The sequence below is a fragment of the Actinacidiphila epipremni genome, from assembly GCF_012034175.1.
GTDB classification, from domain to species: Bacteria; Actinomycetota; Actinomycetes; order Streptomycetales; family Streptomycetaceae; genus Actinacidiphila; species Actinacidiphila epipremni.
The window spans coordinates 105,419-119,086 of the sequence record NZ_JAATEJ010000012.1 but is presented as its reverse complement, the minus strand read 5'-3'; the positions used below and the strand labels follow the sequence as shown (position 1 = coordinate 119,086).

Annotated in this window: 10 protein-coding genes; 8 read left to right on the top strand and 2 right to left on the bottom strand. The window is 72.4% G+C overall.

Annotated features, from left to right (window positions below; genetic code table 11):
* Nucleotides 1-530: 530 nt before the first annotated feature.
* The 8 genes from HCN08_RS17000 to HCN08_RS16965 all read left to right on the top strand — a co-directional run bounded on the left by HCN08_RS17000 (nt 531) and on the right by HCN08_RS16965 (nt 11,384).
* The gene (locus tag HCN08_RS17000; RefSeq protein WP_167983942.1) at nt 531-2,516 is read left to right on the top strand and encodes an alpha-1,4-glucan--maltose-1-phosphate maltosyltransferase; all 1,986 of its coding nucleotides are present in this window, start codon (nt 531-533) and stop codon (nt 2,514-2,516) included.
* The gene (treS, locus tag HCN08_RS16995; RefSeq protein WP_167983941.1) at nt 2,513-4,213 is read left to right on the top strand and encodes a maltose alpha-D-glucosyltransferase; all 1,701 of its coding nucleotides are present in this window, start codon (nt 2,513-2,515) and stop codon (nt 4,211-4,213) included. The genes HCN08_RS17000 and treS overlap by 4 nt, the downstream gene beginning before the upstream one ends.
* A 782-nt stretch (nt 4,214-4,995) precedes the next feature.
* Nucleotides 4,996-6,348 carry a maltokinase N-terminal cap-like domain-containing protein gene (locus tag HCN08_RS16990; protein WP_206318871.1) on the top strand — a complete coding sequence of 451 codons (1,353 nt, stop codon included), beginning with the start codon at nt 4,996-4,998 and terminating at the stop codon, nt 6,346-6,348.
* A gap of 470 nt (nt 6,349-6,818) precedes the next feature.
* Complete coding sequence (gene glgB / locus HCN08_RS16985; protein ID WP_407648809.1) at nt 6,819-8,969, top strand: 1,4-alpha-glucan branching enzyme; 2,151 nt, start codon at nt 6,819-6,821, stop codon at nt 8,967-8,969.
* A 168-nt stretch (nt 8,970-9,137) separates the two neighbouring features.
* The gene (locus HCN08_RS16980) at nt 9,138-9,497 is read left to right on the top strand and encodes a WXG100 family type VII secretion target (protein WP_167983938.1); all 360 of its coding nucleotides are present in this window, start codon (nt 9,138-9,140) and stop codon (nt 9,495-9,497) included.
* Nucleotides 9,494-9,796 carry a WXG100 family type VII secretion target gene (locus tag HCN08_RS16975; RefSeq protein WP_167983937.1) on the top strand — a complete coding sequence of 101 codons (303 nt, stop codon included), beginning with the start codon at nt 9,494-9,496 and terminating at the stop codon, nt 9,794-9,796. The genes HCN08_RS16980 and HCN08_RS16975 overlap by 4 nt, the downstream gene beginning before the upstream one ends.
* A complete protein-coding gene (locus tag HCN08_RS16970; RefSeq protein ID WP_167983936.1) occupies nt 9,793-11,175 on the top strand; it encodes a hypothetical protein in 1,383 nt (460 codons plus the stop codon). The genes HCN08_RS16975 and HCN08_RS16970 overlap by 4 nt, the downstream gene beginning before the upstream one ends.
* The gene (locus HCN08_RS16965; protein ID WP_167983935.1) at nt 11,172-11,384 is read left to right on the top strand and encodes a hypothetical protein; all 213 of its coding nucleotides are present in this window, start codon (nt 11,172-11,174) and stop codon (nt 11,382-11,384) included. The genes HCN08_RS16970 and HCN08_RS16965 overlap by 4 nt, the downstream gene beginning before the upstream one ends.
* A 64-nt stretch (nt 11,385-11,448) precedes the next feature.
* Here the strand turns inward: HCN08_RS16965 and HCN08_RS16960 are convergent, their stop codons facing one another.
* A complete protein-coding gene (locus HCN08_RS16960) occupies nt 11,449-12,474 on the bottom strand; it encodes an ATP-dependent 6-phosphofructokinase (protein ID WP_167983934.1) in 1,026 nt (341 codons plus the stop codon).
* Between the two features lie 42 nt (nt 12,475-12,516).
* A complete protein-coding gene (locus HCN08_RS16955) occupies nt 12,517-13,515 on the bottom strand; it encodes a 2-hydroxyacid dehydrogenase (RefSeq protein ID WP_167983933.1) in 999 nt (332 codons plus the stop codon).
* Nucleotides 13,516-13,668 lie beyond the last annotated feature (153 nt).

Here is a 13,668-nt window from a genome sequence, read left to right as displayed (position 1 = left end):
CTCACGGCGGGTCGGACTGCGGCTCGGCGTCCCTCCAGGGCGTACGCGGGGGCGTGTTGGGGGGCGCGGGCAGGCATGGGCAGGGGTACGAAACCGGACCGGCCGGGACCGGCCGGGCGTGGCTCGAACGCATGGTGCCCGGCGGTACCGGGGGCGCGGGCGAGAGCACTCCGGCCGTGCTCCCGAAACGCCGTCAGGTGGTGCGTGTCGCGCGTAGACCCGGGGCAGGCTCCCCGGGTGCGTCCGGCCGCACCGGGCCGCACCGGGTACTCCGGCGACACCCGGGTACCCGACCTGCGCACGGACCGGCCGCCACCGGTGGTTTCACCCGCTCGGCCCTGCCACCGCCACCCGGGTGATCACCGGTGGCCGCGGCCCCGCAGGCAGGCCTACAACGCCAAGAACAGTTAAAAAGAGCGGAAGTGGCGCAACAGGCGGAGGTCGTCCCGTACGCCGCCCGACGCCGTCCCGTAAGAGTCGTCTGCAAGTGTCGTGTGTGTCCCGTATCCAGCGCGCTGTCAGGTGAGGAAATGATCGGTCGCATTCCCGTACTCGATGTCAGGCCGCTGGTGGACTGCGGCCGGCGCCCGGCCAAGGCGGTGGCCGGGGAGACCTTCGAGGTGACCGCCACGGTGTTCCGCGAGGGGCATGACGCGGTGGCCGCCAACGTCGTGCTGCGCGACCCGGCGGGCCGCTCGGGGCCGTACACCCCGATGCGCGAGCTGGAGCCGGGCAGCGACCGGTGGGGCGCGCGCGTCACGCCCACCTCGGAGGGCCGCTGGTCGTACACCGTGGAGGCGTGGTCGGACCCGGTGGCGACCTGGCGGCACACCGCGGGCATCAAGATCCCGGCGGGTATCGACACCGACCTGGTGCTCACCGAGGGCGCGCTGCTGTACGAGCGGGCGGCGGCCGGGGTGCCGAAGAACGACGGGCGGCCCACGGTGCTGGCCGCCGTGGACGCGCTGCGCGACACCGGCCGCTCGGTGGCCGCCCGGCACGCCGCCGCGCTCGCCCCCGACGTGGTCGCGGTCCTGGACCGCTACCCCTTGCGCGAGCTGGTCAGCGCCTCCCGGCCGCTGCCGCTGCACGTGGAGCGCGAACGGGCGCTGTTCGGCTCGTGGTACGAGTTCTTCCCGCGCTCGGAGGGCGCGGTCGTGGAGGACGGCGTGCCGGTGCGGCACGGCACGTTCCGTACCGCCGCCGACCGGCTGCCCGCGATCGCCGCGATGGGCTTCGACGTGGTCTACCTGCCGCCGATCCACCCGATCGGCCGCGCCTTCCGCAAGGGCCGCGACAACGGCCTGACCGCGGGCCCGCACGACGTCGGCTCGCCGTGGGCGATCGGCTCGCCCGAGGGCGGGCACGACGCGGTCCACCCGGATCTCGGCACCCTGGCGGACTTCGACCACTTCGTCGCCCGGGCCAAGGAGCTGCGGCTGGAGATCGCGCTGGACTTCGCGCTGCAGTGCTCGCCGGACCACCCGTGGGTGGACAAGCACCCCGAGTGGTTCGCGCACCGCGCCGACGGCACGATCGCGTACGCGGAGAACCCGCCGAAGAAGTACCAGGACATCTACCCCGTCGCCTTCGACGAGGACTTCCCCGGCATCGTGCGCGAGACGCTGCGGGTGCTGCGGCACTGGATGGCGCACGGGGTGCGGATCTTCCGGGTCGACAACCCGCACACCAAGCCGGTGGTGTTCTGGGAGAAGGTCATCGCCGACATCAACCGCACCGACCCCGACGTGATCTTCCTCGCCGAGGCGTTCACCCGCCCGGCGATGATGAGCACGCTCGGCCAGATCGGCTTCCAGCAGTCGTACACGTACTTCACCTGGCGTACCGCCAAGGACGAGCTCACCGACTACGTACGCGAGCTCAGCGGCGAGAAGGCGGCCTGGATGCGGCCGAACTTCTTCGTCAACACCCCCGACATCCTGCACGCCTTCCTCCAGGACGGCGGCCGTCCGGCCTTTGAGATCCGGGCGGTGCTCGCGGCGACCCTCTCCCCCAGCTGGGGCGTCTACGCGGGCTTCGAACTGTGCGAGGCGGTCCCCGCCAAGCCCGGAAGTGAGGAGTACCTGCACTCGGAGAAGTACGAGCTACGGCCGCGGGACTGGGCGGCGGCCGAGGCCGAGGGGCGCTCGCTGGCCCCGCTGATCACCACGCTCAACCGGTTGCGCCGCCGTCATCCGGCGCTCCAGCAGCTGCGGGACATCACGTTCCACCCGGTGGACAACGGAGCGATGCTCGCCTACTCCAAGCGCCGCGGCGACGACGTCGTACTGGTGGTCGTCAACCTGGACCCGTTCCACACCCAGGAGGCGACCGTGTCGTTGAACATGCCGGAACTCGGCCTCTCCTGGCACGAGTCCGTGCCGGTGCGCGACGCGCTCACCGGCGAGACCTACCACTGGGGCAGGGACAACTATGTGCGCCTTGAGCCGGGCCGCGCGCCCGCGCACGTCCTGTCGCTGCGACCGTCTCCATCGATCGGAGGGTCACTCAGTTGATCGTCAACGAACCCGTCCCTGACAAGTTCGAGGACACTCCCGCCAAGGACCGTGATCCCGACTGGTTCAAACGGGCGGTCTTCTACGAAGTCCTCGTCCGCTCGTTCCAGGACAGCAACGGCGACGGTGTGGGAGACCTGAAAGGGCTCACCGCCAAGCTCGACTACCTGCAATGGCTGGGCGTCGACTGCCTGTGGCTGCCGCCCTTCTTCGCCTCCCCGCTGCGCGACGGCGGCTACGACGTCGCCGACTACACCGCCGTGCTCCCGGAGTTCGGCGACCTCGCGGACTTCGTGGAGTTCACCGACGCCGCGCACCAGCGCGGTATGCGGGTGATCATCGACTTCGTCATGAACCACACCAGCGACCAGCACCCGTGGTTCCAGGCGTCCCGCAACGACCCGGAAGGCTTCTACGGCGACTTCTACACCTGGGCCGACGACGACAAGCAGTTCGCCGACGCCCGGATCATCTTCGTCGACACCGAGACGTCGAACTGGACCTTCGACCCGGTGCGCAAGCAGTACTACTGGCACCGCTTCTTCTCCCACCAACCGGACCTCAACTACGAGAACCCGCGCGTGCAGGAGGAGATCCTCGCCGCCCTGCGCTTCTGGCTGGACCTGGGCATCGACGGCTTCCGGCTGGACGCGGTGCCGTACCTCTACCAGCAGGAGGGCACCAACTGCGAGAACCTGCCGCGCACGCACGAGTTCCTGAAGAAGGTGCGCGCCGAGATCGACGCGCAGTACCCCGACACCGTGCTGCTGGCCGAGGCCAACCAGTGGCCCGAGGACGTCGTCGACTACTTCGGCGACTTCCGCAAGGGCGGCGACGAGTGCCACATGGCCTTCCACTTCCCCGTCATGCCGCGCATCTTCATGGCCGTGCGGCGCGAGTCGCGCTACCCGGTCTCGGAGATCCTCGCCAAGACGCCGGCGATCCCCAGCTCCTGCCAGTGGGGCATCTTCCTGCGCAACCACGACGAGCTGACCCTCGAAATGGTCACCGACGAGGAACGCGACTACATGTACGCGGAGTACGCCAAGGACCCGCGGATGCGGGCCAACATCGGCATCCGCCGGCGGCTCGCCCCGCTGCTGGACAACGACCGCAACCAGATCGAGCTGTTCACCGCGCTGCTGCTGTCGCTGCCCGGCTCGCCGATCCTCTACTACGGCGACGAGATCGGCATGGGCGACAACATCTGGCTCGGCGACCGGGACGCGGTGCGCACGCCCATGCAGTGGACGCCCGACCGCAACGCCGGCTTCTCCTCCAGCGACCCCGGGCGGCTCTACCTGCCGACCATCATGGACCCGGTCTACGGCTACCAGGTCACCAACGTCGAGGCGCAGATGAGCTCACCCAGCTCGCTGCTGCACTGGACCCGGCGGATGATCGAGATCCGCAAGCAGAACCGGGCGTTCGGGCTCGGCTCCTACACCGAGCTGCCGTCCAGCAACCCGGCCGTGCTGGCCTTCCTGCGCGAGGACGGCGACGACTTCGTGCTGTGCGTGAACAACTTCTCCCGCTTCGCCCAGCCCACCGAGCTGGACCTGCGCCGCTTCGCCGAGTGGCATCCGGTCGAGCTCATCGGCGGAGTGCGGTTCCCGGCGATCGGCCAGCTGCCGTACCTGCTCACCCTCGCGGGGCACGGCTTCTACTGGTTCCGGCTGCGCCGCGACGCGTCCTGACGGCGGGGGGCCGGGATGTGCCGGCCCCCCGCGCCGCCTTCGCCGGGCCTGTGCCCTCGGCTGCCGGCCGTGCGCCGGTCGCCCGCCGGCTGTCTGCCGTCCGCCGGGCGGCCACCACGTGTGCGCCCGAGTAGCGGGCCTGACGCACCTTTGGCAGGATCCAGAGAAATCCAGCCGCATATCCGGCGTACCCGACTTCCCCGGACTCTCCGTCCCACGCAGTACGCCAGGCCCCGCCGGGCCGGCCACGCGACGGTTGCGCGAAGTGGCAACCGGACTGTTACGCGGGCGGGCCGTACGGCGGTTTCCTGTCACCCGCCCGGGGCAGGCTCCCCGTGTCGCCGGACAGCCCGAACCCGTCATCCGGGAGGCTGGCGCCCCCGCCGCGCTCCGAAGCGGCGCGGTGCGCGACTCCCCGGGGAAAGGACGTCATGTCGGACAGCTCCTGGACCCGCGTTCCTTCTACTACTACGCCGCCTCCGCCGGACCCGTCGCCCGCCGCGCCGAGCCCGACTCCCGCCGCCCCGAGCCCGACTCCTGCCGCGCCGGGCTCCGTCGGCGCCGCCGCGCCGGGGCCGGTCGGCGCAGCGACGCCGGGCGGGCGCGCTCCCGCGACGCCGGCCGCGTCAGCGCACGGCCCTGCCGCGCCGGGGACGGCTTCGGCCACCCCGGGGGCGGGAGGCTCGCGCACTGCCGCGCAGGGCACGGATACCCCTGCCGCGCCGGGGACGACCGCTTCTGCCGCGCCGGGCGGGGCGCGTCCGGCCGCGCCGGAGGCGGGGTTGCTGCGGTCGCTCGACCCGCTGCTGCGGGGGTGGTTGCCGCGGCAGCGGTGGTTCGCCGGGAAGGGGCTGCCGATCCAGGGGTTCCGGCTGGCCGCCGCGACCGAGCTGATGCCGCCCGGGGGGCGCCTCGGGCCGCTGGGGCTGCTGCACGTGCTGGTCGACGTCGAGCAGCCCGGCCGGCCCGCCGACTGCTACCAACTGCTCCTCGGGGCGCACCCGCTGCTGCCCTCCGCGCTGATCCGCTCGGCGCTGGGCCCCGCGGTGGGCGGCCCGTACGACGGCCTGACGCTCTACGACGCCCCGCACGACCCGCGGCTGGCCGCGCTGCTGCTGGAACGCCTGAGCCTGCCCGGCCGCGCCGGCCGGCTGCGCTTCACCGCCGAGCCGCACGCCGGCTTCCCGCCGGGCCTGGCGCCGCGCGTGTCCACCGCCGAGCAGTCCAACACCTCGGTCGTCTACGGCGACGCCTTCATCCTCAAGCTCTTCCGCCGCGTCTCGCCGGGCACCAACCCCGACCTGGAGCTGACCCTCGCGCTGGCCCGGGCCGGCTCGCGGCGGGTGGCCGAGCCCGTCGCGTGGTTCGAGTCGCTGCCGGCCGGGCCGGACCCGGACGCCGAGGAGCCCGCCACGCTCGGCGTGCTCCAGCGCTTCCTGCCCGGCTCCGCGGACGGCTGGGCGCTGGCCCTGGCCTCCGTCGCCGAGGACGGCGACTTCCGCTCCGAGGCCGCGGCGCTCGGCCGCGCCACCGCCGAGGTGCACGCCTCGCTCGCCGCCGCGCTGCCGGTACGGGCGCTGGACGGCGCCGCGCTGGAGCGCATCGCCGCCGGCATGACGCGCCGGCTCGACGAGACCGCCGCGGAGGTCCCGGCGGTACGCCCCTACGCCGGCGCGCTGCGCTCCGCGTACGACGACCTCGCCCGGCTCGCCGCCATCACCCGTACGGATGCACCCGTCACGGCCCAGCGCATCCACGGCGACCTGCACCTCGGCCAGGCGCTGCGCGGGCCCGACGGGCAGTGGGTGCTCATCGACTTCGAGGGCGAGCCGGCCCGGCCGCTCGCCGAACGGCGCAAGCCGGCGCCGCCGGTGCAGGACGTCGCCGGCATGCTGCGCTCCTTCGACTACGCCGCCCACCACAGCGGCAACGGCCCCTGGGCCGACCGGCACCGCGACGCCTACTGCACCGGCTACGCGCAGGTCGCCGGGACCGACCCGCGCGAGCAGCCCGTGCTGATACGGGCCTTCGAGACGGACAAGGCCGTCTACGAGGCGCGCTACGAGGCCAGGCACCGGCCGGCCTGGCTGCCGATCCCGCTTTCCGCGCTCGCGCGGTTGGCCTCGACCACGTAGCTCTTGACGTAGGGCCGCACTCCCCCGAACCCTGCCCGACCGTACGAGGAGAAGTTTCCGTGACCCCCGAACCGAAGCCAGGTGCTCTTTCCGAGGCCGCAGCCCGCGGCTACGACGCCACCACCCCGCACCCCGCCGCTTCGGGGACCTCCGCGCCCCTCCGGGGCGCCCCCCGGGAGCCGGCCTCTGCCGCGGGCGGCAACCACCAGGGGCGCGGGGAACTGCGCGAGCAACCACCCACCGGCCGGTGGTCCGGAAACGACAGCAACAGCCCCTCCCGGCCGGTGACGACGCGCGCCGACGACTCGGCTGAGCGCTCCGTTCTCCCCCGGAGCTCCGCCCGGGAGGTACCCCCACGCGCCCCTGAAAAGCTCGCGTCCGACGCCGAAGGCACCCCCGCCGGGGGGACGCCCGAGGGGCGAAGCCCCGGACGCGAAGGCACCCTCGGGGGGGAGGATCGGCGGAGGTTGGTGGAGGGGGAGCATCATGATCCGCATGGCGTGCTCGGGGCGCACCCCGAAGCGGGAGGCGTCAGGGTGCGGGCGCTCAAACCGTTCGCGCGGGGCGTGCGGTTCGTCGGCGAGGACGGGCGCAAGGTCGACCTCGGGTCCGAGGGGGACGGGCTCTTCTCCGTGCTGCTGCCGCAGGCGGACGCCGGCGCGTACCGGCTCGAGGTCACGTACGACGAGGCCGTGGTCCTCGTCGACGACCCCTACCGCTTCCTGCCCTCACTCGGCGAGCTCGACATCCACCTCATCCACGAGGGCCGCCACGAACAGCTCTGGAAAGCGCTCGGCTCGCGCGTGATGACCCACGGCGGAGCCACCGGCACCCGGTTCGCCGTCTGGGCCCCGAACGCCCGCGGCGTGCGGCTCGCCGCGGACTTCACGTACTGGGACGGCACGTCCCTGCCGATGCGCAGCCTCGGTTCCTCCGGCGTGTGGGAGCTGTTCGTGCCCGGCGTCGGGCCCGGCACCGCGTACAAATACGAGATCACCCGCCGCGACGGCTCCCACCAGCTCAAGGCCGACCCGATGGCCCGGGCCTGCGAGGTGCCGCCGGCGACCGCCTCGGTCGTGACGGACTCCGCGTACGAGTGGGCCGACACCGCCTGGATGGAGCACCGCGCCGACACCCCCGTGCACCGCGCCCCCTTCTCCGTCTACGAGGTCCACCTCCCCTCGTGGCGCCCGGGCCTGGGCTACCGCGAGCTCGCGGACGTCCTGCCCGCGTACGTGAAGGACCTCGGCTTCACGCACGTGGAGCTGATGCCGGTCGCCGCTCACCCGTTCAGCGGATCATGGGGCTACCAGGTCACCTCGTACTACGCCCCGATGCCCGCCCTCGGCTCGCCGGACGACTTCCGCTCCCTGGTCGACGCCCTGCACCGCGCCGGCATCGGCGTGATCATGGACTGGGTGCCCGCGCACTTCCCCAAGGACGACTGGGCGCTGGCCCGCTTCGACGGCGAGCCGCTGTACGAGCCGGCCGACCCGCGGCGCGCCGAGCACCCGGACTGGGGCACCCTGGAGTTCGACTTCGGCCGCACCGAGGTGCGCAACTTCCTGGTCGCCAACGCCGTGTACTGGTGCGAGGACTTCCACATCGACGGCCTGCGCGTGGACGCCGTCGCCTCGATGCTCTACCTGGACTACTCACGCGAGGGCGGCGACTGGCTGCCCAACGCGTACGGCGGCCGGGAGAACCTGGACGCGGTCGCCTTCCTCCAGGAGATGAACGCCACCGTCTACCGCCGCTGCCCCGGCGTCGTGACGATCGCCGAGGAGTCCACCGCGTGGGACGGCGTGACGCGCGCGACCCACCATGTGGGCCACACCGGCTTCGGCGGCCTCGGCTTTGGCCTGAAGTGGAACATGGGCTGGATGCACGACTCGCTGGGCTACCTCGCGCACGAGCCGGTGCACCGCAAGTACCACCACAACGAGATGACGTTCTCGATGGTGTACGCGTACAGCGAGAACTACGTGCTGCCGATCTCGCACGACGAGGTCGTGCACGGCAAGGGCTCGCTGGTGAGCAAGGCACCCGGCGACTGGTGGCAGCAGCGGGCCACCGACCGCGCCTACCTCGGCTTCATGTGGTCCCACCCCGGCAAGCAACTGCTCTTCATGGGCCAGGAGTTCGCACAGGGCGGCGAGTGGTCGCACGAGAACGGCCCGGACTGGTGGCTGCTGGACCCCGGCTACTCCGCGGCCGGCGACCACCGCGGTGTGCAGGACCTGGTGCGCGACCTCAACCGGGTCTACCGGGCCACGCCCGCGCTGTGGCAGCGCGACACCGACCCGGCGGGCTTCGAGTGGGTCGACGGCGGCGCCGCCGAGGACAACGTCTTCGCCTTCCTGCGCTTCGACACCGCGGGCGAACCGCTGATGTGCGTCAGCAACTTCTCCCCGGTCGTCCGGCACGGCTACCGGCTGGGCTCCCCCGCCGCCCTGTGGACGCCGGTGCTGAACACCGACGAGGTGCGCTACGGCGGCAGCGGGGTGAGCCTGCCGGACCAGGTCAAGACCGAGCCGGTCCCGTACCAGGGCCGCCCGCACACCCTGGTGCTGACGCTGCCGCCGCTGGCGACGGTGTGGCTCAGGCCCGAGCGCAGCTGACGTAACGCAATCCCCGCCGCGGGCCCGGCAGTTGACCGGGTCCGCGGTTTTGCCGTGTGCGGGGAAGTCCTTTGCCGCGTCTTGGCGGCGCTACCCCGCCGCCCGGGGGTGCACCGGTGCCAGGATCGGAGCAGGAGTGCCACGGGGGACATACGGGGGAGGTGGCCCATGACGGAGCCGCTGCTGAAGCTCACCTCGCAGGACCTGACGAGCCTGGCGGGGAGCATGAGCGAGGCCGAGGGCCTGTTGGAGGCGCTGGAGCGCCGGCTGACGGCGCTCGCGGAGACCGCGGAGGAGTGCTGGCTGTCCGACGCGGCGTCGGAATACCACGACATCCACCGGCGGGTGACCGGTGACACCGGCACGGTCCGCCGGACGCTGGCCTTCGTACGGGAGGCCGTCGAGCTGAGCCGGGACGGCTTCAGCGAGCAGGACCTCCAGACGCTGGAGGACTTCCGCAAGCTGCACGTCGATCCGCCGGCGGCGCCGCCGGCCGGGCAGCCGCGCAGCCGGGTGGCGGACCTGTGACCTCCCGGCTGAAGGTGGAACTGGCCACGCTGGCCGAGCTGTCGACCGAGCTCGGCGGCAAGGCCGACGACCTCGAAGAGCTGCTGACGCAGCTGGACGCGGGCATGAAGCGCTTCGAGAAGTCCTGGGAGGGCGAGGCCCGCAACCGCTTCGGCTCGGTCTTCGCGCAGTGGCGCAAGGCGTCGGCGGATCTGCACCAGGCGCTCAAGGACATGCATCACGTCACGGGTACCGCGCACGGCAACTACCACGCCGCCGAGACGGCGAACCTGCGGATCTGGGGCGGGGGCCGCTCGTGAGTTTCGGCGAGCCGACCGGCCCGATCGACGTCACGCCCTCGGACCTGAACGCCGCGGCGACGACTTTCGCCGGCGGGCAGACCCGGCTGGACGGTATCGCCGACACCCTCGGCGACGCGCTGCGGGCGGCGGCCGGCATGGCGGGCGACGACAAGTACGGCAAGCAGTTCGCCAAGAGCTACGACCCGGCGGTCAAGGCGCTCTTCCGTACGCTGTCGGCCGCGGTCCGCGCGATCGGCCAGTCCGCGGACGGCCTGGTGCGCACCGCGAACAACTACCTCAAGGCCGACCACCACTCCAACCCCCGCGCGGCCAAGAAGCCGCTCCAGCAGTACCCGTGGCCCGGCGTGATCGACGACGTCCTCTACCCCGACCCGCCCTCCGCGATCGGCGCCGGCAGCAACCACTGGCCACCGCCGCTGGACAAATACTGGGCGAACGGGCACCAGGACCGGCTGCGCGACGCCGCGACCGCCTTCCGTGCCGCCGCGACCGACCTCAACAACCTCGGCACGAGCCTGCACCTGCAGGTGCAGGCCATCACGGACTACAACTCGGGCAACGCGATCATCGCGATGGCCGGCTTCTGGGGGCGGATCTGGCACACCTCCGACCCCGGCGGCATGGCGCCGCTGTCCACCGCGCACCTGGCGTGCACCAGACTCGCGGCGGTGTGCGACAAGTTCGCGCAGGCGATCGACCACGCGCACAGCGAGTTCGAGCACAAGGTGAGCGAGGCCGGTATCGCGATCGGCCTGACGACCGCGGTGGGCATCCTCGGCACGGTCTTCACCCTCGGCGGCTCCGACGCGGGCGCCGCCGCCCTGGACGCCGGCGAGGCGGCGGCCCTCTTCGCCTCCGTCGACGGCATCCTGGACGCCGCGATGGCCGACTACGCCGCCGAGGGCATCGCGGAGCTGGAGACGGTGCTCGCCTCGGCCGCCGAGGAGGTGCCCGAGGTCGAGGCAGTGGACGCCGAGACCACCGAGGTCAGCCAGGCGCTGGACCGCGAGATGGCTTCCGCGGAGTCCCGCAGCGGGGGCGGCGGAGGCGGCGGAGGCGGCAAGCCGCCGACGACGACCGGCGGCGGCGACCCGCCCCCGGAGGACCCGCAGGGCGGCGGCAACACCGGCGGCCGGGACGTGCACGGCACCAACCGGGTCGGCCAGCGCGGGGTGGACGTCGACCACGTCTGGAAGAACGGCGACCTCTACATCCAGGACGACGGCCAGATGGTGCGCATCCTGGACAACGGCAACGGTACGTACGATGTGGTCGTCCGCGACCTGTCCAACCCCAGCGGGGCGCCCACGACGGTGCTCAAGGACGCCACCGAGCGGTACGTACAGAACAAGATCGAGAGCGGGAAGTGGTCATGAGTGTGGTGGACGGCGGCCCCGAGCCGCTGTATGTCTCCGAGCGGCTGCGCTGCTGCATCTGCGGGGACGACACGGCGGACGCCGACGACTACGTGCAGCTGACCCTGACCGCCGAGGGCACAAACGCACAACAGGCCCTCGGCGCCCACGCCCGGCACCTGAACGACGTCCTGGCGACGGGCTTCAGCGTGGAGGTGCACCTGATGTAGGGGGCGGCTCGCCGCAGGGGGCACGGCGCCGGGACCGTACCCCCTGCGGCGGTAGGGCATGGGCTCAGAAGACGGATTCCGCCTCGTTCATCCGGTCGTCCGGGACGGTCTTGAGGTAGGTCACCGCGTCGGCGAGGGGGACCATGTCGACGCGGGTGCCGTGGAGGGCGGTCATGTGGCCGAAGGCGCCCTTGTGGGCGGCCTCGACGGCGTGCCAGCCGAAGCGGGTGGCGAGGATGCGGTCGTAGGCGGTGGGGACGCCGCCGCGCTGGACGTGGCCGAGGATGACCGGGCGGGCCTCCTTGCCGAGCCGCCGCTCCAGCTCGCGGGCCAGTGTCGTGCCGATGCCCTGGAAGCGCTCGTGGCCGAACTTGTCGATCTCGCCGACGCCGTAGTCCATGGTGTCCTTGGCCGGGTGGGCGCCCTCGGCGACGCACACGACGGCGAACTTCTTGCCGCGGGTGAAGCGCTCGGTGACCATGCCGACCAGGTCGGTGGGGTCGAAGGGCCGCTCGGGGACGCAGATGCCGTGCGCGCCGCCGGCCATGCCGGCCTCCAGGGCGATCCAGCCGGCGTGCCGGCCCATCACCTCCACCACCATGACCCGCTGGTGCGACTCCGCGGTGGTCTTGAGCCGGTCGATCGCCTCGGTCGCGACGGTCACGGCGGTGTCGAAGCCGAAGGTGCGGTCGGTGCCGTTGATGTCGTTGTCGATGGTCTTGGGCACCCCGACGACCGGCATCCCGGCGTCGGAGAGCATCCGGGCCGCGGTGAGCGTGCCCTCGCCGCCGATCGGGATCAGCACGTCCAGGCCGTAGCGGGCGCACAGCGCGTCGGCCTTGGCGGCGGCCTCGCGCAGCCGGTCGCGCTCCAGCCGGGCCGAGCCGAGCACGGTGCCGCCGCGGGCGAGGATGCCGCTGACGGAGTTGAGGTCGAGCGGGCGGTAGCGGCCCTCCAGCAGGCCGACGAAACCGTCCTCGAAGCCGATGACCTCGTCCATGTGCCCGGTCACCGCACGGTGGACGACGGAGCGGATGACGGCGTTGAGGCCGGGGCAGTCGCCGCCGGCGGTGAGGACTCCGATACGCATGGCGGTCACTCCATCGAAGAAGGGCGGTGGTGCGGCGCGCGGTCAGGGACTGCGCGGGATCAGGGTGCTCTCGGTGATCCGGCCGGCCACGTAGTCGTCGACGTTGCGCAGCGTCGCCGCGGCGATCTCCTGCACGGCGTCCACCGTGAAATACGCCTGGTGGGAACCGATGAGCACCCGGGGGTGGGCCAGCAGCCGGGTCAGTACGTCCTCGGTCATCACCTCAAGGGCTTTGTCGTAGAAGAAGACCCCGGCCTCCTCCTCGTACAGGTCCAGCCCCACCCCGCCGAGCCGGCCCTCGCGCAGCGTGTCGACCAGCGCGGCGGAGTCGATCAGGGCGCCGCGGCTGGTGTTGACCAGGATCGCGTCGTCCTTCATCTCGGCCAGCCGGCGGGCGCCGACCAGGTGGTGGGTGGACGGCGCGAGCGGGATGTGCAGGGTGAGCAGGTCCGCTTCCCGGAAGAGCCTGTCCAGTTCGACGTACTGCATGCCGAGTTCTTCGCACGCCGGGTTGGGCGTGATGTCCCAGCCGAGCAGCCGCATGCCGAAGCCGCGGGCGACGGCGGTGAAGGCGGTGCCGATCCGGCCGGTGCCGACGACGCCGGCGGTGCGGCCGTGGAAGTCCCGGCCGAGCAGTCCGTCGAGCCGGAAGTCGAGGTCGCGGGTGCGGCTCGCGGCCCGGACGATGCGGCGGTTGAGGGCGAGCGCGAGCGTCCAGGCGAACTCGGCGACCGCATACGGGGAGTAGGCGGCGACGCGGGCGACCGTCATGCCCAGCCGCTCGGCGTGGGCGATGTCGATGTTGTTGTAGCCGGTGGAGCGCTGGGTGACCAGTCGGGTGCCGCCGCGCACCAGGCCCTCCAGCACCGGGGCGTCCAGCACCGCGTCGACGCCGGTGGAGACGGCTTCGAAGCCCGCGGCCAGCGGCAGCGTCTCGGCCGTCAGCGACACGTCCAGGCACCGGATGTCGTGCCGCCCGGCGAAGGCGGCCTCCAGCAGCGGTCGCTCGTCGCGCTGCACACCCATGGCCAGGACGTCCATCGCACCGCCCTCCTTGCTTGCTTCCCCTCACCCTACGTGCACGGCGGTGATCCCCGGGAGGGCGCGAACGGGTGGTGTCGTACGGTCCGGGCGTGCCGGGTAGCCGGACATGTGTGCGCCGTTTCCTTCGTCCGTGTCCGCGTCCGTGCGCGG